At 43.7% G+C, this 20067-nt stretch carries 19 protein-coding genes; 5 read left to right on the forward strand and 14 right to left on the reverse strand.

Going from position 1 to position 20067, the window contains the following annotated elements:
* Nucleotides 1-148: 148 nt before the first annotated feature.
* The 9 genes from flgK to CEF17_RS15155 form a co-directional block, all read right to left on the reverse strand.
* Entirely contained in the window at nucleotides 149-1744 is a 1596-nt protein-coding gene (flgK, locus tag CEF17_RS15115; protein ID WP_100400259.1) for a flagellar hook-associated protein FlgK, read from the reverse strand.
* Nucleotides 1745-1846: 102 nt separating this feature from the next.
* Complete coding sequence (locus tag CEF17_RS15120; RefSeq protein ID WP_157843057.1) at nucleotides 1847-2344, reverse strand: flagellar protein FlgN; 498 nt, start codon at nucleotides 2342-2344, stop codon at nucleotides 1847-1849.
* Between the two features lie 168 nt (nucleotides 2345-2512).
* Nucleotides 2513-2776 carry a flagellar biosynthesis anti-sigma factor FlgM gene (gene flgM / locus CEF17_RS15125; RefSeq protein ID WP_100400261.1) on the reverse strand — a complete coding sequence of 88 codons (264 nt, stop codon included), beginning with the start codon at nucleotides 2774-2776 and terminating at the stop codon, nucleotides 2513-2515.
* A gap of 94 nt (nucleotides 2777-2870) precedes the next feature.
* Complete coding sequence (locus tag CEF17_RS15130; protein WP_100400262.1) at nucleotides 2871-3293, reverse strand: TIGR03826 family flagellar region protein; 423 nt, start codon at nucleotides 3291-3293, stop codon at nucleotides 2871-2873.
* Nucleotides 3294-3331: 38 nt separating this feature from the next.
* Nucleotides 3332-4183, reverse strand: coding sequence for a ComF family protein (locus tag CEF17_RS15135; RefSeq protein WP_100400263.1), 852 nt, complete (start codon nucleotides 4181-4183; stop codon nucleotides 3332-3334).
* Between the two features lie 215 nt (nucleotides 4184-4398).
* On the reverse strand, nucleotides 4399-5922 hold the full coding sequence (locus tag CEF17_RS15140) for an ATP-dependent helicase ComFA (RefSeq protein WP_232725526.1): 1524 nt from the start codon (nucleotides 5920-5922) through the stop codon (nucleotides 4399-4401).
* A gap of 106 nt (nucleotides 5923-6028) precedes the next feature.
* Nucleotides 6029-6880, reverse strand: a complete 852-nt coding sequence (locus tag CEF17_RS15145) for a DegV family protein (protein ID WP_100400264.1) — start codon at nucleotides 6878-6880, stop codon at nucleotides 6029-6031.
* A gap of 424 nt (nucleotides 6881-7304) precedes the next feature.
* On the reverse strand, nucleotides 7305-8018 hold the full coding sequence (locus CEF17_RS15150) for a response regulator (protein WP_100400265.1): 714 nt from the start codon (nucleotides 8016-8018) through the stop codon (nucleotides 7305-7307).
* Between the two features lie 261 nt (nucleotides 8019-8279).
* Nucleotides 8280-9422 carry a sensor histidine kinase gene (locus CEF17_RS15155; protein WP_100400266.1) on the reverse strand — a complete coding sequence of 381 codons (1143 nt, stop codon included), beginning with the start codon at nucleotides 9420-9422 and terminating at the stop codon, nucleotides 8280-8282.
* Nucleotides 9423-9670: 248 nt separating this feature from the next.
* On the opposite strand from CEF17_RS15155, the gene CEF17_RS15160 reads away from it, so the two are divergent.
* Together CEF17_RS15160 and CEF17_RS15165 are read left to right on the forward strand one after the other, a co-directional pair.
* Entirely contained in the window at nucleotides 9671-10309 is a 639-nt protein-coding gene (locus CEF17_RS15160; RefSeq protein WP_100400267.1) for a YigZ family protein, read from the forward strand.
* 525 nt (nucleotides 10310-10834) lie between these two features.
* Nucleotides 10835-11062: a DUF3953 domain-containing protein gene (locus tag CEF17_RS15165; RefSeq protein ID WP_198508986.1), complete on the forward strand. Its 228-nt coding sequence runs from the start codon at nucleotides 10835-10837 to the stop codon at nucleotides 11060-11062.
* A gap of 206 nt (nucleotides 11063-11268) precedes the next feature.
* Here the strand turns inward: CEF17_RS15165 and CEF17_RS15170 are convergent, their stop codons facing one another.
* Both CEF17_RS15170 and CEF17_RS15175 read right to left on the reverse strand, forming a co-directional pair.
* Nucleotides 11269-12537, reverse strand: coding sequence for a M20 family metallo-hydrolase (locus tag CEF17_RS15170; protein ID WP_100400269.1), 1269 nt, complete (start codon nucleotides 12535-12537; stop codon nucleotides 11269-11271).
* A gap of 279 nt (nucleotides 12538-12816) precedes the next feature.
* Nucleotides 12817-16026 (reverse strand): efflux RND transporter permease subunit, encoded by a 3210-nt coding sequence (locus tag CEF17_RS15175; protein ID WP_100400270.1) that lies wholly within the window; start codon nucleotides 16024-16026, stop codon nucleotides 12817-12819.
* 211 nt (nucleotides 16027-16237) lie between these two features.
* Here CEF17_RS15175 and CEF17_RS15180 point away from each other — a divergent pair, with 211 nt between their 5' ends.
* Complete coding sequence (locus CEF17_RS15180) at nucleotides 16238-16822, forward strand: REP-associated tyrosine transposase (protein ID WP_198508987.1); 585 nt, start codon at nucleotides 16238-16240, stop codon at nucleotides 16820-16822.
* The gene (locus tag CEF17_RS15185) at nucleotides 16823-17224 is read left to right on the forward strand and encodes a single-stranded DNA-binding protein (protein WP_054636886.1); all 402 of its coding nucleotides are present in this window, start codon (nucleotides 16823-16825) and stop codon (nucleotides 17222-17224) included. It begins immediately after the preceding gene.
* 422 nt (nucleotides 17225-17646) lie between these two features.
* Here the strand turns inward: CEF17_RS15185 and CEF17_RS15190 are convergent, their stop codons facing one another.
* Nucleotides 17647-18204 (reverse strand): YdcF family protein, encoded by a 558-nt coding sequence (locus CEF17_RS15190; protein WP_100400272.1) that lies wholly within the window; start codon nucleotides 18202-18204, stop codon nucleotides 17647-17649.
* A gap of 160 nt (nucleotides 18205-18364) precedes the next feature.
* Here CEF17_RS15190 and CEF17_RS15195 point away from each other — a divergent pair, with 160 nt between their 5' ends.
* Nucleotides 18365-18913: a flagellar basal body-associated FliL family protein gene (locus CEF17_RS15195; protein WP_100400273.1), complete on the forward strand. Its 549-nt coding sequence runs from the start codon at nucleotides 18365-18367 to the stop codon at nucleotides 18911-18913.
* 51 nt (nucleotides 18914-18964) lie between these two features.
* On the opposite strand, the gene CEF17_RS15200 is transcribed toward CEF17_RS15195, so the two are convergent.
* Entirely contained in the window at nucleotides 18965-19801 is an 837-nt protein-coding gene (locus tag CEF17_RS15200; protein ID WP_100400274.1) for an SGNH/GDSL hydrolase family protein, read from the reverse strand.
* Nucleotides 19802-19925: 124 nt separating this feature from the next.
* On the reverse strand, nucleotides 19926-20066 hold the full coding sequence (locus tag CEF17_RS20120; RefSeq protein ID WP_157843058.1) for a hypothetical protein: 141 nt from the start codon (nucleotides 20064-20066) through the stop codon (nucleotides 19926-19928).
* Between the last annotated feature and the right edge of the window lies 1 nt (nucleotide 20067).

Consider the following 20067-nt stretch of genomic DNA (forward strand, 5'->3'; position numbering starts at 1 on the left):
TGCTTTGGCCCAATAATTTAGATTTTGACCCAATTATCTGCGTTTTTGACCCAATTATTGTTCAAAACGACCCAATTATCTGCATTTTGACCCAATTATTGCTCAAATTGACCTAATTATCGTTTTCACATTGATGATATCTTGTAATCTACCGCCCGACGATGCCCATGCCGTTAATAATTCTGTCCAGCATTTCATCGATCGTGGTAATGTTTCGCGCAGCGGCATTGTATGCGTGCTGAAATTGAATCATGTTGGTCATTTCTTCATCGAGGGAGACACTGCTTACGGATTGACGGCGATGATCAATGTTGTCCCGAAGAGCTGCCGAGTTATTTTTCATCCGGTTGGCTTCGTTTGTGGCCACAGCCATATCTCCGATGATACTTTGATAAAAGCTTTGCACGTTTGTGTCATTGCCGCCAAAATCAAGAGGCAAGTCTTTTACATTTGCCAGAGCCAAGGCATTGGATCCGTCTCCGGCAAAAGCGATTGCTGGATTTCCAGTTGGTGCAGCCGCAGCGATATGATTCAGGCTGTTTTTAATTTCATCTGAAATTTGTAAAAGCTGAGATGCGCCACTTTTATTTGCGGTTGGCTCAGCAAACGTGAAAAAGCTGATCGGCTCTCCCTTTTCTTCATTCCTAATGTCGTTTAGGGTCCAGCCTGCCTCATGTACCTCGTTAAAAGCTTCTACAAAAGTAGTGACCATAAGGTCGAGTTCGGTCAGCATATCAGGGTATGTTCCCCTGACTTCACCATTTTCCATGTATCCGTATGCCGCGACCAGGCCTTTCATTTTTCCCGGAGAATCCAAAAAGGACAAATCGTTTATGGGGCCATCCAGGGCCTCACCGTCCACCCAGTCCCCGTTGTCCCATGCCAGCGTCATAGCTGAGACAGGAGCGGTCCGGTCCTCACTGTCGTATTGAATCTGCATCTGGCGGAAATCATGATTTGCACCGTCTACCAGCTTTGTGATCTGATTTCCATCCCCGTCTGCAAGGTAAATGGTAAAGCTTCCTTCCGCACTGCTTTTCGCCTGTCCACCGCTTGGTTCCTTCTCTATTTGAATATTTGCAATAGCAGACAGTTCATCAATGAGCCGGTCCCTTTCATCGTACAAGTCATTTGGGAGGTAGCCATGGGGCTCCATAGATGATACTTGCTTATTAATCTCGTTAATTTGCTGGAGCAAGGAATTTACTTGGTTCGTTGTTGTATTGATATCTGCTTTTATGTCACGCTGAATGGCTTTTAAGGAATCAGCTGTATAGTTAAAAACCTCTGCCACGGCGATTCCATTTTGCCTTACAACAGCACGGGCACCGGAATCCTGCGGGTTAGCGTTTAAGTCCTGCAAAGAGTTCCAAAAACGGTCCAGGGTCTGGTTAATGCCGTCCTCGGTAGGCTCATTCATGATGTCTTCCATCTTTTCAAGGGAAGTATAGACCGAATCCCAGTAGCCTGCCTTGGCACTTTCTCCGTGGTACTGAACATTCAGGAAGTGTTCCTGCACCCGTTGAACGGACCCTGCTTCCACTCCAGTGCCTATCTGACCTGGAATACGCGGGGCGTTCAAGGAGGCTGGAGGCATAGGCTCCGTTGCAGAAAAATTCACACGCTGTCGTGTATACCCTGGTGTATTGGCGTTTGCTATATTATGGCCTGTCGTATAAAGTGCCGTCTGCTGGGTCGTCATTGCCCGCCTGGCTGTTTCGAGCCCATGAAAAGTTGAAGTCATCCCGTGCTTCCTCCGTTCTAATTGCTTCATTGATTTTTTTTAAAATATGGCTCCATGAACTCCTGGCTGGGCTGTCTTTTTAGGAACGCGGCCGGGCCATAGTTAAGCCCTGGAGTCAAAAGCTGAATAATTCAGCTGTCTGTCCTGTCCCTTCTCATGGGGATTCTGGTAGCTGAACGTTTCCTGATCCGGCTGTAAAAGGTCCAGAGAAAGGTTTACAAATTGAAGAGAATCCCGGATCATTTGCTGGTTCAGTTCATTTTGAGATGACAGTTTGTCCACCTCTTTTAAAAGTCCATCATAAAGAGTCTGCAGAGGCTTTTGGTAATCCTTCGGTATCGCTGAAAAAAGGTCATTCATTGAGCCTTCTCCATCTTTTTTATCAAAGTCAGGGTGCTCCGTTAGAAAGATGGAAACTACTTTTTGTCTTTTTCCCTCTGCCAGCTGAAGAGCTTTCAACAGCTTTGTCTCTTGCTGAATCACAGTCTGCAAGCCTTTTATGTCATTTTCTTTTATAACTTCTGTTTTCTGAATGGCTATGTCATTCATCTGCTGGTGAATCTTCACCAAATCAGCCAGTGACTCAAAAATTTCTTTCACTGTTATAAAAGCTCCTTTTCTTTTATGTAATCAAGGGGGGTGTGCTGAAGGGGGGCCAGAGACAAGGGCAGCCATCAGTTCAGGTTCAGTCACGGTGTTTAAGAAAAGCTTCAGCTTCCTTGTATTCTTTCGGCCAACCCGGCTTCGAGGACAGCCCCTATTTCATTTCTATTTCGACCAGAACTCATAGAATTTTTTCGCGACAGCATGGGAATCTACTTTGTATTCCCCTGCCTCTACTTTTTCCTTAAGTGCTTGAATTTTTTCTTCACGCTCCAATTCAACGCTGCTTTTTTTCTGGAGTTCTTTTGCCGCCTCTGAAATTTCAACCTTGTCGTGTTTTTTTTCAGATGATTGTGCAGATTTATGTGTTTCCGCTTGTTTTTGATAAGGGTTTGTATGATTAACGGGTCCAAAAGGGTTGATATTCATCGGGTTCACCTCTTTCTCATTCTTTTTCACGGTGGTGAGTGATGGTCCTTTTTTAATTATAAGGCAAACAGATTCTCTTACCTACTCATAAAAGCTATTGTTTTGCGTTGAAAGAATGATAGGTTTTGTATGCTCCTGCTTCTCTTTCTTTTATTCTATCTTTGCGTTCCCGGTCTTTTCTATCTTCTTCAAGCCCCTGTTTGATGTTTTCCTTACAGGAACGGCAAAGACTCCCATCTCTAATTTCTTCTCCGCAGGACGTACACGGATAGGTCATGTTAGGGAAGTGAGTAAGATGCAATCGTCCTTCTCTTATAAAACGGGAGATAAGTGATTCCGCTACCCCGGTGTTTTCAGAGACTTCCATTCTTGTCGCTGTCCGGTTGTCTCTTTTTTTAATATAGCTGTATACAAGCTCAAATTGTTTTTCAACTTCTTGATGACAGGTATCGCACACACTACGAAGGTTTTTCACGAATAAACTTCCGCACTCTGGGCAATTTTCCAGACTTGCCATTATATCACCCTCTTCTTTGGTTTCTAGAAATTTCTCTGCTATCCTCTTGCGATGGTTAATGAGGAGACAGCGGCTGCTCCGTGCTCTTTGAGGATTTTTGCAGCTTTCCGAACGGTACTGCCGGTAGTGTATATATCGTCAATTAAGAGAAATTGTTTATCTTTTATCGAAAACAATTCAGGAAAAGGGATGGCAAAAGGGGAAGATCCTGTTTGGTGAGGGTGTGGCATACGTTCCACCCTTGACCTCTTGCTCTGTTTTGTTTCGTGGCGGGTGCGGGTGAGAAGATCAGGAAGATAGAGAGCTTGAGAATTTCCCTTTAGTGAGGAAAAGATTTGCGTGAAGAAGGATTTTTGCAGGAGAAAATGCAGAGGCGGTTGATCAGGAGTTATGGTGGCGGCTAGAAGTTCAGCCTGGTTGAAGCCTCTTTCTGAAAGGCGCTCCATGCTTAAAGGAATAGGGACGATGTGATAACCGGAAAATTCCTGGTGGTAATAGTCGTTGAGTCTCTTTGTGAAAAGGGAGCTTAAAATGGCATCACCACGAAACTTATAGCGCCCGATGACCTCTTGAAGAAAATCATTGTAGTGATAAAGAGAGCGGTTCTTGTCGAGGAGTCCGCTCCAGTGAGTCGAAGCCTCCCACCTCGTACAGTCGAGACACCTATCATCATTGGAAATATATTTTTCATCCAAGGTTTCCAATGAACGGCCGCATAGGTGGCAAAGCTTCCCCTCCAGCTTTTCCAGCCGGTTTGAGCACTCCTCACATAGCAAGGGCTTTTCTTTCTCATATAAAAGATTGCTCCAAGTGACGTGGACGGGATGAGGGGTCCCGCACCACAAGCAATTGGGCATATCACCGAGCTTTCGATACGTCAGAACAGACAATAAAACTCCTCCTTTTTTAGGGGTGGTGGTTTGGGGGTGCCTGGCACCCTACCTAATCTGTAACATTTGTCATAGAAAATCCCATTACATCGGGCTGTGCCCGCAAACACCCCTTTTGGTGCCTGGCACCAATACACAAATTGTAACATTTGTCATAGAAAATCCCTTTACAACAGGCTTACACTGCCATCACCCTTTTTCGGTGCCTGGCACCGTCACAGGATGTTCGCTTTGTTCATTTGTTTGATATGCCGACGGGCAGCCAGCATGGCTTTGCTCTTGCCGTAGTGAAAATAGACTATGTCACCTGTTGGATGATCGGCACTTCTCCCTGCCCGGCCGGCGATTTGCACAAGGGCACTTTCATCGAAGATGGTCTCCTCCGCTCCCAACACCGCTAGCTCGATTCCTTTCACCGTGACTCCCCTCTCCAATATCGTAGTCGTCACTAACAGAGGAGTCTTTCCTTCCCGAAAGTCCTGAACCTTCTCGCGGCGCTCGGCATCCTCCGCATGAACCCCTTGTATGTTGGAGTTCATCTTTTGCAACAGCGGTGTTATTTGATGTAATACCTTGACTGTTGGTACAAACACGAAAGCCTGTGTCCCTGAATCCAGACGCTTCCCGCACCAGTCCCGCAGAGCATGGGGAAGCTTCTTTTTTTCTAAAGTCTTCTTCCAGTTTCCTGTCCAGGCAAAACGAGGCTCAGGCAGAGGGTGACCATGATAGCGGCGCGGAATCTTGACAGCGTCTAACTTCTTCTGCTGGACTCGTTTTTTTAAATCAGTAGAGGGCGTGGCCGTTAAATAGAATACAGCCGCTGTCTTCTTCTTCGCCTTCTGAATGCCAAAGGCCAGACTTTTATCAAATGTATACGGAAAGGCATCCACCTCATCTACGATCACCAGATCAAAGGCATCCTTAAACCTCCTAACCTGATGAGTTGTAGCAATCACCAGCTGGCCCCAGACATCACGGTCCTCACTGCCTCCGTAAAGCCCTGTTACCTTCACGTCTGGAAAAGCTTTTTTCATACGGGGAAGGAGCTCCAACACTACGTCTGTTCTAGGAGTGGCAAGGAGTACACGCTGTCCAAGCAGCAAAGCCTTCTCTAGTCCCGGAAACAAGATTTCTGTTTTCCCTGCTCCGCAGACTGCCCAAAGTAACAGTTCCTGCTCTGTCCCTACTCTGTTTTCTATCTCCGTGACTGCTATTTTTTGTCCTGGTGAAAATTCTCCTTCCCATGCTAAGAGAGAGTCACGCTTTTCGCTTTCCTGTGGCGGGGCTCCTTTCCATCCGATCAAAGGAGTGCACTCTGCCACTCTTCCCATCGTGATGCAATTCCTGCAATACACACAAAGTCTTTCACAACGGGCACAATGAACTTGGGCAAAGGTAATTATATTTCCATGATTGCCACAGCGATGACAGTGATATCCTTTAGCGCTTTTTTCGATTCCTTTTTTAAAATAAATATATCCATTGAAGTAAGAGTCTCGAAGAATCTGGAATGAGAAAGGAAGTTCATCCGGGAGGAGTTCTTTGCCGGCTAACAAAGACCTAATATCAGTTTGAGGGGTAAAGGCACGGTTTAATTCAAAGGAAGGAGTTTCACGGTAAAAACTAATGGATTGGGGATCGCTTTTTAATAATGCCGAAGAAGGGATCCAGGCTTCCGGGAGGAAATAGGGGTGGTTTCGGCCAAAGGGGTCAGGCCATTCAACGAGGGCAAATTTCAATAAAAAAGCCTCCTTATTGAAGATTTTTAATGTAGGGGGGATTCGAGGATAAAATAAAGCTGCCTCTTTTGAAGGAAAGCAGACAGCTTCGAGGGTAAAATGTTAATTAGTCTTTCTGTTTATACCAGCCGATTCCAATACTGCCTTCCCCAAGATGGGTACCAATAACAGGCCCGAAATAACTGATATCTATTTCAAGGTTATCATACTTTTGGTCCAAATGATTTCTGATTTCCTCAGCTTTTTCCGGCCTTTGGGCATGAATCACTGTAGCGCGGATTGGCTCTCCTTTTGCTGCATCTTCATCTAGGAGCTCATATACTCGGTTCACGGCTTTTTTAGCTGTTCTGACTTTTTCAAAAGGGACAATCAGCTTATCTTCAAAGTGAAGAACAGGCTTAATTTTCAAAAGACTTCCAACAATTGCTTGCGCGCCGTTTAATCGGCCTCCACGGTGGAGATGATTTAAGTTATCTACGACAAAATAAGCACGCATGCTTTCTCTCATTTCAGATAACCGAGTCATAATGTCATCCACAGAGTGCCCATCCTGGGCCATTTTTGCTGCTTCAATAACATAATAGCCTTGTGGGGCACAGCTAACCTCTGAATCAAAACAATGCACATCCACTTCTTCAACCGTTTCGCCCACAGTTACAGCTGTGGAATACGTGCCGCTGATCCCGCTGGAAAGATGGATGGAAATGATCGCATCATGGTTCTCTCCAAGCTTTTCGAACGTTTCTAAAAACGTCCCCATTACTGGCTGTGACGTCGTAGGCAGCTCTTCACTTTCACTCATTTTCTTATAAAATTCATCAGTCGTTATATCGATTTCTTCTTCGTACGCCTCTTCACCAAAAACCACACTAAGCGGCACTACGGTAATGCCGTATTTATCCAATGTTTCCTGGCTTAAATAGGCTGTACTGTCTGTTACGACCGCAATATTCGGCATAGGTTATCCCCGCTTTTTCTTTTATTTTCGTTAAAACCTCTGTTCTCTCTTTAATGATAGTTTTTCTTGACCGTTTCTGCAAGGTAAGATTCCCTCGGAGCAAGGCACGTCAACGCTTTTCCTCTTCACCTCACTACTGCGCTGCTGCGGCACCTCACTACGGTGCCTGGCACCGTTTCCCGTTGTAACAGAACTGTAACTCTTCTTCATCCCTATCCCCTGGTAGGAAAGGATTTCTCTTTCGCTCCCCCTGTCCGGTGCCTGGCACCCTACTCCGCTGTAACAGGACTGTAACCTTATTTCAGCTCTAACCCCTGATAGGAAAGGATTTCTTATATTCTGCCTTTTTTGGTGCCAGGCACCCCTTTCCAAAAACGAAATCAAAAAAAGTGCAAGGGATTGTTCCTTTGCACTTTTTCTATGCTTATCTTACTTTTACCCAGCCTTTTTTGATCGATTCTACGACGGCTTGAGTCCGGTCATTTACATTCATTTTCTGTAATATGTTGCTGACATGGTTCTTAACTGTCTTCTCACTGATGTAGAGAGCTTCTCCAATCATTCGGTTACTGTAGCCGTCAGTCATAAGCTGGAGAACCTCACACTCACGACGCGTTAGAATATGAAGGGGCTTCCGGTACTCAACTTCCTTAAAGCCCACTTCTCCTTCCTCTTCACCGCCCTCGCCGCCAGTAGCAAGGCGTCGATATTCGTTGATAAGGTTATGAGTGACTTTTGGATGAATGTACGCTCCTCCAGCCCCTACTACTTTCACTGCTTCTATTAGCGCTTCTGCATCCATTTCTTTTAATAAATAGCCTGCTGCTCCCGTCTTCAACACATGGGTTACGTAGGACTCGTCATCGTGGATTGAAAGGATGAGAACCTTGATATTAGGATACTGATTAACCAGGTTTTTCGTTGCTTCGACACCATTCACACCCGGCATATTAATGTCCATCAACACAACATCTGGTTCATGTTTCTCGACCAGTTCAACCGCATACTGGCCGTCATCGCCTTCTGCTACGATTTCAAATCCTGGTTCCATAGCCAGAATTCGCTTTACCCCTTCACGAAAAAGTTGATGGTCATCTATTAGTAACAATTTAATCTTTTCTACTACCCGTTCCTGCATAAACCTCATCCTTTCAAAATATTACAATTGTGATTGATCAGTATGTTGAATGTTCTATATTAGTAGTTACAATTGAAGTAGTTTTATCTATTGATAAATCACCAATGTTTCTTACAAAGGTTTTCGGTTGATAAGCAAGCGTAACAGCTGGCTTTATCCTCTTACAATCGGAACTCGTATCCCTTTACCAGCTAAAAATTAAAATCTATGCCTGCCCTGGTTTTATAAGTTAACTAGAGTGAGTAGTCGCTAAAATGCCTGTTACTCCTGCTCGACTTTGTAATGATTAGGTACCTTAATCATGACTGTGGTCCCTTTGTTAGGTGCGGAGTCAATAGACATTCTCCCTTTCAGGACATTAATTCTCTCTTTCATTCCCATAATCCCAAAGGAATTTTCAGTTTTGGCGCTTTTGTCAAAGCCTTTGCCATCGTCTTTTACTACAATAGAAATATCAGTGGCTTTTACTTCCACTTTCACTTTTACTTCAGTAGGTTCAGCATGCTTGTATGCATTTTGAACGGCTTCCTGTACGAGCCGGAATAAACCGACTTCCAAATTAGGTGACAGCCTGATTTCCTTCCCAAAATGCATAAACGTAATGTTCATGCCCGAATGTTCTTCAAATGTTTTCAAGTATTTGTTTAAAGTAGGGATGAGACCTAAGTCATCCAGTGCCATTGGACGCAGATCATAAATAATGCGTCTGACTTCTGACAGGCTGCTCTTGATCATACCTTTAAGGTCTCTGATTTCAGCTAAAGCTGCTTCTATTCCTTGATCATTGTATACTCTTTCAACGAGATCAGATCGAAGCAGAACGTTTGCAATCATTTGAGCGGGACCATCATGGATTTCCCTGGCCACTCTTTTACGCTCTTTTTCCTGGGCTTCGATAATCTTTAAGCCAAATTTCTGCTTTTCCTTAGCGTCTTCCACTAATTCTCCCATTTCTTTCAGGTCACCAGTAAGAAAGTTATATACAACAGACACTTGCCCAACAAGAGTTTCAGCCCGATCCATTGTCTCTCTCAGGTGCGTTAACCGAAGCTCAATTTGATCCCTTCGCTTACGCAATTGTTTTTCTTTTTGTTGAAGAACAGCTAAGTTCACCTGATATTCGTTAGCTTGTTCATAAGCCGAACGAACTTCTTCGCTAGAGAACTGTTGGAATTGCTTGCTTACCTCAGCCAAGCGATTCCGGCTTAGACGAGCCTGGACTTCTGTCTTATCGGTTTCCTCTATAATGTGTCCTACTTTTTTTCTCACATCTTGCAATTCTTTAGCAAGAGATTCATATTCGTGCCGAGAGCATTCATTGATTTCAAATATCTGTTCTTTACTTTGACTTACTGTATTTAATACCTTCTCAATAACTAAATCAAGATTATTATTATTTGACACCAAGTATTCACCAACCTAATTACGAATCAGATCGTTTGACACACTCTCCTGATCCAGTATGATTATTTTATCACATGGTTGTAGACCTATCCTATAAAAAGGAGAACTCTCAAGAAATTACATAATTATACGTCAATACTATGACAGGCTCTGTCATAAAACAGGGAAACATGTCAGAGGTATTTCATTTTTTACGCTTACATTATAGGATAATTACATTGAATTCTAGGAGAGAAAGAGGGTCTTTCATGCTCACTTCATATTATACAGTCAAACCATCCGGAGAGAAGGAAATAGTCATACAAAAGTCAAGATTTATTGCCTTCGTGCAAAGAGCAGAGACAGAGGAAGAAGCCCAGGATTTTATTAATAAAATTAAAAAAGAGCATTGGAACGCTACCCATAACTGCTCTGCCTACATGATAGGTGAACACGACCAGATCCAAAAAGCAAATGATGATGGTGAACCAAGTGGAACAGCTGGAGTGCCTATACTGGAAGTATTAAAGAAACGCCAATTGAAAGATACCGTCGTTGTGGTCACACGCTATTTTGGAGGTATCAAACTTGGTGCAGGAGGCTTAATTCGTGCCTACGGAAACGCCACTACTGAAGGGGTAAATGCCACTGGGGTCGTTGAACGAAAGCTAATGCAAGAGTACAATACAACCGTTGACTATACATGGCTTGGCAAAGTAGAAAACGAACTTCACCAATCTTCCTACCTTCTTAAGAATATTGACTATGGCGAAATGGTTCAAATCAACACTTATGTACCAGTTAGCGAGTCCGAACAATTTGAAGGCTGGATGACAAACCTGACTAATGGTCAGGCTGCCATTACTCAAGGTGATAAAATATACCTTGAAGAAGATGTTTCGGCATAGGGTAGAAATTTCCTTCTCTATTTTTACATTCGACAATATTTCCTAGGAAATGAAGAAAAGGACCTACACTCTATGGTAGGTCCTTTTCTTCATTGTTCCATTTTAAAAAGTGGCTCCCTTGGACTAACATCCAAATATGCTTTACACGCTGTCTTCTATGCCACCGGCATGGCCTTTGCTTACTCACCCTGGATCCTAGACTCACGCTATTTCACTGGGGTGACGGTAAAGCAGGTTTCATAGGGGAGGATTTGAAGGAAATACCTCTAATAATGAATAAGTTACGTAATCAAAGTATAAAATCTTGTTATGCTAACGGGTGTGAATGGTAAATAGCAATATTTCTTTCGTTTCAAAGAGTTTGCGTCACGGTAAATAATTAAGAAGAAACACTGATGAACGAGGTGATGAAGATAGCCAGCTACTAATGTAAGCAGGCTTTTTTTGTCGAAGTAAAAATTCGAAAAATTTGAATAATATTCATATCACCATAAAGGGGTTGAGAACTTGAAGTTACTGAGAATAGTGAATATTATTATTGCATTTATAGTCTTGAGTGGTGCTATCTACCATTTTTTAATTGAAGAAATCCCAGTACCGACATTTGTAATTTTTCTCTTTTTGTCGGTGATGTTTTTGCTAAATGGAATTGAAGAAGTGAAAGAAAATAAAAAAGATTGGATGGGCTATATATTTATTGCTACAGCTATGTTTTTTGCCATTGGAGTTATAACCCAACTTGTTATAGGGTGAGAATGTTCCTGGTTTTATTACACTAACGGGTCCGTTATTTCGATAAGGAATATAATAAAATGAACTTCCATAAATTTGGAAATTCATTTTATTATAAAAAATCCACCAACTTTTAACAGAGCCTTACAGAAAGATATTTTTTCCAGAGTAAACTATCCTCTGTTCTTTCATAACATTTTATTTGAATAGAATAATATGTTTTAAGCTTACTGCTTAACCAGGTCTTCTCCTTTCACTTCCTTCTTAGCCATCTGGATCATAGATTGATACAAGACTTCTGTCCCTGCAGCCAAGTCATCATAAGAAGCAAATTCCGCCGGGTTATGGCTGATTCCTTTCTTACAGCGGACAAATATCATGCCGTAATCACATACCTTAGACATTGTGAGTGCATCGTGAAATGGCCCGCTCATTACTTCCGGGGCATCGGTACCCATTGTTGTCTTGCATGCTTCATGAATAATTTCTTTAATCCAATCTGAGCAATAACTCGGTTCATTTTTAAAATCCTCCCTTAATTCATAAGTAAGGTTGTGTTTTTCACAGATTTCCTCAATTCTCCTCCTCAGCTTTTCCTCACATTTACCTCGCTGTGCCTTGTCAATATCGCGTAAATCAATGGTAAGAACGACCTCATCTGCAATGACGTTCCTCGAGTTAGGTGAGACCTCCAGAGATCCGACAGTTCCAACTGTTACCTGGTCAGGATCGTCTTGAACAATCGTATTCAGTGCCGTTATGACTTCGGCAGCCCCAGCCAGCGCATCCTGGCGAAGCTTCATCGGAACAGAACCAGCGTGTCCTGCTGTTCCCTTCAGCTTTAGGGTCGCCCAGAGTGGTCCCGAAATACCTTTTACCACCCCAACAGGCATTCCTTTTTCTTCTAAAACCGGTCCTTGTTCGATATGAAGCTCTAAAAATGAATGAATTTGTTTCCTATCATATTCAGATTCTGCAAATCTCTCAGGTTGACAGCCATACGCCCGTAAAGCTTCCTCTCTGGTGATTCCATCTTTGTCCTTTCTCGCAAGCTCCCCTTCTTCCAGTTCGCCAATAATCCCTCGAGAGCCGAATAGCCCTTTGTTGAAACGCCATCCTTCTTCATCAGAAAACGCAACAACTTCAATAGGCCTGTATGGTTTCACTCCTGTTTCACTCATTACAGCCACCGCTTCTAAGGCAGAAAGAACCCCGGCCGTTCCGTCAAACCGTCCTCCGTTAGGCTGAGAGTCAATATGAGAACCGACCATTAAAATAGGTGCGTCCGGGTTCATTCCGTCAAAACGGCCAATCAGGTTTCCAAAGTGGTCAAACCGTGTACTCATTCCGGCCTCTTCCATCCAGCCTGCCACCAATAAAGAAGCTTCTTTATCAAGGGAGGATAAGGCAGGTCGGCACACCCCTGTTTCCTCCACCTTTCCAATCTTGCTTAACTCCTCAAATGTCCCCTTAAGCCTGCCTTTGTTTATTTGCATAAATACCTCCTTTATAAAAACAGAATATTCAGACTTAAAATCTCATACTCTTCCTTTTACAAAAAGGCAGCTTTTTTTACAACTTCCGCCTTCTGTCCCTAGCCCTTAGAAAATTTTATGTACTAGTCACTTTACTACGTTTCTTCAAATCCTATCAACGAGTTAGTAAACATACCTGACAAAAAATATCTCCACGAAAAAAAGTGAGGGACATTCGCCCCCCACTCTCATAACGGTGCCTGGCACCATTCTCAGTTGTAACATGTTTGTAATCTAGCTCTAGCTTTGTGCCTGAATTCTTCCCTTTTTCTCAGCTCTTCGCTGTTTCCATCTTGCCTGCAGCACATATAATGCCGGCACGATGAGAAGCGTTAACACTGTCGAGAAGATAAGCCCTGATACAATGGCGACTCCGAGTGGTTGAAACAATGGGTTATCTCCAAGAGCTATCGGCAAAAGCCCTCCTATGGAGGTTAAGCTGGTTAACACGATGGGCCTAAACCGCTCTTCTCCCACTTCAACGACCGCTTCGATCAAGTCTTTCCCTTCGTTACGCCGCTGTTCGAAAAACTCAATCATAACTATGCCGTTTCGTACCACAATTCCAGCCAAACTCACCGCACCCATCATAGACATAAATCCAAGTCCTGTCTGGGTAAGGAACAACCCAATTAATGTTCCTGAGATAGCAAGATAAACTGCGCTGAGTACTAAGAAAGGCATCACCAACGAATAAAATTGAACGGCAATAATGATTAAGATTAAAAAGACAACGATGACGAAGATCTGCCCGATATCAATAAAGACATCAGTTCTTGCTTCTGTTTCCCCGCCAACGTTAATGTCATAGCCGTCTACACTAGCTTCAACAGCTGCAATCTCACCTTCAAGATCGGCTACAACCTCATCGACATCACGTTCCCCAGGATAAGCTCTTACGGTTACTGTCCGGACCATATCTTGATGAGGGATTGCTTCGATACTGGTCCCTTCCTCCCATGTCACGAGCTGATCTAGGGTGGTCCCCATATCGGCTTCTTCCACGCCGGCTTCCTCAGGAATTTCCTCATCTCCAGGGCCTCCAGGACCACCTTCCTCTTCCTGTGCTCCTGGCATACCTGCTCCTTGCGCCATGCCTCCTGAAACGAATACTCTTTCTAAATCCTCCGTCTCGACACTTCCTTCTGTATCATAGACCATTCTCATATCCAGAAGCCGGTTTCCCTGCTGAAGCTGCCCTAGAGGCATCCCTTCTCCAAGCAGCCTTAACTGCTGGCTGATTTCATCACTTCCTATTCCGTATTCCTCAAGAGCTTCCCGATCCGGTGAGAAGGAAACTCCTGATAAATTGCGGCCGGCATCCACTTCTACGCCGCCTACTCCGTCTTCGGCCTCCAGCAACTCCTCTACACTTTCTGCCATGTCAAAAAGAACATCCATGTCTTCCCCGCTGATTTCAATGGCAATCGGTGCGCCTACCGGAGGACCTGACTCAATAATCGAAAGGTTTGCTCTTTCAAGCTCTGGAAACTCTTCAATAAAGTCGTCATTCCAGGCATTCATCACTTCACGGGATGGGGGACCGTCTCCATGGATAAATACCAGAAAGTTTCCATCGTTTTGCTCCGCGCTTCCCCCTCCGCCGTCTGCTCCAAATATACGAGGGATTTCCGCTCCGATATACGTAGACACAGACCGTACTTCTTCCTGTTCATATAACCAGGCTTCAATTTCGTCAGCCATATCTTCCGTTTCATCAATCAATGTCCCCGGCTCGAGAGACGTTTCAATAAAGATTTCCTCCCTGTCAGTATCCGGGAAAAATTCCAGAGGTATAAAAGGAATCAAACCATAGGCAGCTGTTCCTATTCCTAAGCCTATGATTGCTGTCAGTCCTGGTCTTTTTACCACGCGAGTAAGAAACTTATTCCCATAGCCCCTTGCGGCTTTATCAATAAGACCGCCAGCCAGCCCGGGAGCTTTTCTTTCTTTTCTTTCTGTTCCTTTTTTCTTTTGCTTTTTGTTCACTCTTTTTTCCCTGACTGACCTGTAAATGGGAATGAGAAACAAAGCAACAAGTGTTGAGGCGATAATGGTAGCAATTAATACTGCAGGCAGCGGACGAATAAAAGCTCCCGCTGAGCCTGGAAGCAGCAGCAAAGGCATAAACGTAAACACGACGGTCAACGTAGATGTCAATACGGAAACAGCTACCTGACGGACACCTTTAATCGAAGCGGTAAAAGGATCCTCCCCTATCCGCAGCCGCCTTTCTATGTTTTCATTTACCACGATGGCATCGTCTACGAGAATCCCTAAGGAAATAATAAAAGCTATTAAAGAAATCTGGTTAAGCCCAACATCTATAAAAGGTAATGCAATCATCCCTAAACTTAAAGAAACCGGGATTGCTAATGCCACCGACAGTGCGGTTGAAATGTTTAGCCCTAATGAACAAACGATCAACACAGCAGCTACGGCTAATAGAAACGCGATGGCAAGCTCCTGGAAAAGCTCTGATACCAAGTCAGCCTGGGTATACAGCAATTCCACTTCTGCACCATCCGGTAATTCAGCAATCATTTCTTCAACATAGGGATCAAGAGCGCTTTGAGCTTGGGGGACACTCGTTCCTTCAGCAAGATAAAAAGTGAGAGATAATGCCGGCTCGCCCTCATAATACACGAGTTCTTCCACCGGCTGATATGTCTCTGTAATTTCGCCTACATCACTGATGAGAAGGGGCTCCCCTTCTTCATCTGCTCCTACAGGAAGACCTTCCAGATCCTCAGCCGTTTCGTAGGTATCCAGAGTAATCCTCTGAGTTTCTCCATCTGCCTCCCACTCTCCTGGAGGAGTTGGTGATGTTTCTCCGGAGATTGCTCCCATGATCTGAGAAGCTGACATATCATTCTCTTCAAGGGCTTCCAGGTCCAGAACGATTCGCATTTCTTCTTCAAGTGCCCCCTGGACACCCATATCCGAGATTTCCGGTATTTGAACAAAATCACTTCTCCACCGGTCAAGCACCTCATCAACTTCAGGTAAAATCTCTTCATTTTCCAAGGTAATCTGGTATGTAGCTAATCCCTGCACACTTAAATCGTTGTCAAAAATTGGTGTCTCTGCTCCTTCGGGAAATTCAGCCGCAGCATCATTTACCAGCTGGCGAATGTTATTCCAGGCCCTGTCCTCATTGACTCCCTCCTCCAGCTCAAGGGAGATTGAAGAAAATCCCGGACTGGAAACCGAAGTGACCTCCGCAAGTTCCTGAACCGCCATAAGCTCCTCTTCAATCAGGTCGGTTATATTCGCTTCCACCTGCTCAGCAGAAGCCCCTGGATAAATCACACTCACCTGGGCAACTTGAGGTTCAATTTCAGGGATTTCACGTTGAGGCAGCTGAAAAAACGACAGCACCCCCACGATAAACAGCATCGAAAAGAACAACAACGTAATCTTTTTCTTTTTCACAAGCCACTCAATCATGTACTAGTCCCCCTCTCTTTTCTACGGTGCCTGGCACCCCAACAGAATGTAACCGTTTTGTAATCTAATCATTTATGTAACCCCTGTTCTTACTAGTTTTCTGCCATTTCCCCTTTCAGGGGTGCCAGGCACCGCCAGGAAATGTTACAGCAATGTAATATTTTCACAACTTTATTCATGGTATATTTGACTCATTCCCGCGAAAGGAGGGTTGAAAGCATATATGCCAAGGCGCCTTAGAGTTTGGTCTCCGGGTATGATGTATCATATCACTGCACGAGGGAATAGGCGCGGAACCTTATTTCACGACTCCCACGATTACAAGCGGTACCTCTTAAATCTATCCCTCTTAAAAGACAGCCACCACTTTTTACTCCACGCGTATTGTCTGCTTCCAAATCACCTTCATCTTCTCCTTGAGACTAACCAAACCCCTTTATCTAAATCGATGCACCAGCTCCAGACCAACTATGCAAAGTATTACAATCACCGGTATAAGAAAGAAGGCCACGTTTTTGAAAAGCGTTACTATTCCGATCCTATCCGGGATCAGGCACACTTTTTCCAGGTGAGCAAATATATTCACCGAAATCCGGTAGAAGCGGGCCTTACGGGAACTGTCGCAGAGTACAGATGGAGCAGCGGCAGGGACTATGCAGAAACTCCGGCCTACTTGCATCCCCAGCACCCGTTCCTCACCTTTACACGCACACTAGATGCCTTCCCCCAGCCTAGTCAGGAAAACTATTCTTTGTTTATGAACCGTGAAACCTTAACACCAAAGGAGGAATTTTAATTGTTTAACCAAGTGACTCTTGTAGGACGCCTGACAAAGGACCCGGAACTTGCTTATACGAAAGAAGGTACTGCTGTATGTAATTTCACTCTTGCGGTTCAGCGTACTTTCCGAAACGGTGAAGGGGATTTTGATGCTGACTTTGTCCCTTGTACTGTATGGAGAAAGCAGGCCGAAAATACTGCTCTTTATTGTCACAAAGGTGCACTTGTCGGTGTAAGCGGAAGAATCCGAAGCAGAACCTATGAAAACAAAGACCAGCGGACTGTCTTTGTCATTGAGGTCATTACAGATCAAGTACGGTTTCTCAAGCTAAATCCAGGCAATACAACCGTCAATCATGTTCCTCCCCTTCCTCATGAGAAAGCTCCATCAGAAGAACCCCTCTCTATAAATCTATAGATTCCCTTGTTTATCTAATTCCTAACGCGCTCTTTCTCCTCTGTTCATTTTAGTGAACAATATTCTTTCTACTTATTTATTTTTCCTTCTACACTCCTCTGTTCACCCTTCCTCGTTCCCAGGGCACTTCCTTTCCTTCGCCCCTCTGTTTTTCAGAATATGAAAGGAGGCCATCCCCTCTAAACCCCTCCTCATTAAAGAAAGTCTGAAAGCATATGCTTCCAGACTTTTTCCTGTCTCTATTAATACTTTCCTTCAATGAAGGTAGACACCATGGTAGCAATAAAGCCCCCAATGACTAAAACCATTCCCCAGCCAAACTGACTTCTCACGCAAAACACCCTCCTTTGATGCAATGTGGCTCTTTTCCATAGTACAAGTATAGCAAATAGACATCGATTTTTCCTCGTCAGCAGCACAACTTACCAAACGGCAACTAAGCTTCCTATCCATTTATAATACTCCCAGGCCAACTCATTATCCCTTTTGCTCCAATCTTCATACTCATGGTAATAGGGCACATAAGTTAATCTTACGCCTGTATCTCCGTATACACGGTCAAACACTACTTTTGTTCTTCTCATATGATAATCACTGGTAACAACCATGGCAGATGAAAATCCTTTTTCTTCAACTATTTCTTTTGTGTACTCGGCATTTTCATAAGTGCTGCCTGCCTCATCCTCGACGATAATATCCTCAGCAGCAATCCCAAACTCCCTTGCTGCTTCAGGTGTCATACTGCCATCGAGAGCATTCGAAATTAGCACTTTTTCCCCGTACCCCTCGCTATATAAGTGTTCTGCTTTTTCTAATCTATCCTGATCCCCGCTTAACACTATAATGACGTCACTCTTCACTGGCTCATCTTCGTATAAAAGCAGATCAGTCAAAATACTTCTTGGCAGCAAAGCGATAATTGTTAAATATACAAAAAACAAAAAGGTCAGTAATACACCAATCGTACATCCTAGTCTCATAGTTACTTCCTTCCCGTCTACACGGTTCTTCCCTTTATCCTACACTTTATACTGGTGCATATAAAATATCAGCTTTTCCCTCTTGTCTTTACAGACTTCTTTATAACTTTTATCATAGTACATAAGCCTAACAGACCCAATAATGGAAAAGGATGGTACCATGAAAAAAAAAGCAATTATTATAGTCATTGTTTTAGGAGTGTTAATAGCAGGCGGTTGGGGGTCCTACTCCTTTCTGGCAGGGTCCTTTGAAGACAGCAGCGAAACAACTTTAAGCGAGGCCCAGGATGCAGGGGCTATTAGCGAGCAGGAAATGAGCGATCTGGTAGAAGAAGAAACAGATGATTCTGAGGAAAGAACTTCTGAGGAAATTGAATCAGAAATTAAAGAGGAAATCGCAAGACAGCATACATACTGGAATGAACTAACAGGGTACGGCGGATTAGATAGTCTATCAATGGAGGAGGCGACTTCTTCTCTTGAAGAACAGCAGGAAAAAATACAAGACAGACTTCTGCCAATTGCTACTGATTCCTTAAAAGAAGATTTTAAAACAGCAGACTCTCATATCACTTCCGCCATCGAAGACAATAATGCAGAAGAACTAAGAATGGTGCATCGCATCTTCCACGACCTTGATATTGTGATAAATGATTATAGTGGAGATACAAACTATTTCGGAGTGACAGAGACGTTTGGAAATGACTGAAATAGCACTCTAAAAAACCCCGTACCACTTTCCAATGGTGCGGGGTTTCGATTATCTTCCTGTCAATTCGGATACAACGGCTTCAGCCCAGGCATCGTGTCCGTCCTGGCTCGGAACAGATTCTTGCAAATACGTTAAGATATCGTCATTCTCTACATCAGGCCAATTTTCCCAATGGTCAATATATGGCCATTCTTCCTCTTCCGCGAAATCTTCTAATTTCTCAATTTGAGTTAAGTAGTAGCCTGCTTGATGTATGGGATTGGTAGGAACAATATAAGCAGCCACTTCGTCATTAGAGCTTTTGACTGTCTGTAAGATTCTATTAATATTAAAGAGAGTATCGTCTATGCTTACTCTTGCATTATCATTCAAAATTAAAGGTTCAAATAAAAGAACATCCGGAGCCAGTTCGGCAAGTTTCTCGTCTCCGTCACTTTCTATTACTTCAAACGTACTTTTCTGGTCAAAAGAAACGACCTCGATTTCTATCTGACTGGTAGAATACATCTCCCTCAGCTGCTCTTCGACGATCTGCGGCCAGCCTTTATCCGCTTCTTCTTCAGCGAGGACTGCGTTGGAACCCGCTACAACGATTCGCAGATCTCTTCCATCCCCGAGGGCTTCTTCCATCATGGTGGCAAATGGTTCACTTGCTGCCTCTGCCGGGCTGTATCGTAAAGCACTCTCCTCACCAGCTGTCACGCCTTCTCCTTCGCCCGCACTCACACTTTCTACGTTATCTGTAAGGTCTTGTTCCGTTTGCCCTTGGTCAGATTCGGTTTCTGGTTGAACGCTGGAAGCTACTTTATTATCATAATGAATGTTTCCAGCTATAATAATACCAAGACAAACGACTGTGAAAAATAATAAAGAAAACAACTTCATGATCGAAAACTCCTATATATAAGTCATCTTCTGTTATTATATACTTAGTTTTTTCCAGAGTACAGGAATTACGACAAAATTTTCCCTCCCTGAACTCACCATAAAAAAGAGCCTTCTACAAGGCTCACGTTGCTGCATAGTAAGGTTTCAATTTGTCTGCGATTTCTTTTGTCAGCTCCACTTCATTCTTTTCTGCATTTTCCTGTTCGTATATGTACTCCATGATCTTAAGCAGTGACTCCTGATCAAGCTTAGACTTTGCCATG

The organism is Bacillus sp. FJAT-44742 (assembly GCF_002797315.1).
Taxonomy (GTDB): Bacteria; Bacillota; Bacilli; order Bacillales; family Marinococcaceae; genus Thalassorhabdus; species Thalassorhabdus alkalitolerans.

Excerpts from the sequence above, each read along its gene's own strand:
- flgM (WP_100400261.1), bottom strand. The coding sequence starts at position 2,776 with ATGAATATCAACCCTTTTGGACCCGTTAATCATACAAACCCTTATCAA.
- CEF17_RS15195 (WP_100400273.1), top strand. The coding sequence starts at position 18,365 with ATGAAAAAAAAAGCAATTATTATAGTCATTGTTTTAGGAGTGTTAATA.
- CEF17_RS15170 (WP_100400269.1), bottom strand. The coding sequence starts at position 12,537 with ATGCAAATAAACAAAGGCAGGCTTAAGGGGACATTTGAGGAGTTAAGC.
- CEF17_RS15160 (WP_100400267.1), top strand. The coding sequence starts at position 9,671 with ATGCTCACTTCATATTATACAGTCAAACCATCCGGAGAGAAGGAAATA.
- CEF17_RS15175 (WP_100400270.1), bottom strand. The coding sequence starts at position 16,026 with ATGATTGAGTGGCTTGTGAAAAAGAAAAAGATTACGTTGTTGTTCTTT.
- flgK (WP_100400259.1), bottom strand. The coding sequence starts at position 1,744 with ATGACTTCAACTTTTCATGGGCTCGAAACAGCCAGGCGGGCAATGACG.
- CEF17_RS15190 (WP_100400272.1), bottom strand. The coding sequence starts at position 18,204 with ATGAGACTAGGATGTACGATTGGTGTATTACTGACCTTTTTGTTTTTT.
- CEF17_RS20120 (WP_157843058.1), bottom strand. The coding sequence starts at position 20,066 with ATGGCAAAGTCTAAGCTTGATCAGGAGTCACTGCTTAAGATCATGGAG.
- CEF17_RS15150 (WP_100400265.1), bottom strand. The coding sequence starts at position 8,018 with ATGCAGGAACGGGTAGTAGAAAAGATTAAATTGTTACTAATAGATGAC.
- CEF17_RS15130 (WP_100400262.1), bottom strand. The coding sequence starts at position 3,293 with ATGGCAAGTCTGGAAAATTGCCCAGAGTGCGGAAGTTTATTCGTGAAA.
- CEF17_RS15145 (WP_100400264.1), bottom strand. The coding sequence starts at position 6,880 with ATGCCGAATATTGCGGTCGTAACAGACAGTACAGCCTATTTAAGCCAG.
- CEF17_RS15200 (WP_100400274.1), bottom strand. The coding sequence starts at position 19,801 with ATGAAGTTGTTTTCTTTATTATTTTTCACAGTCGTTTGTCTTGGTATT.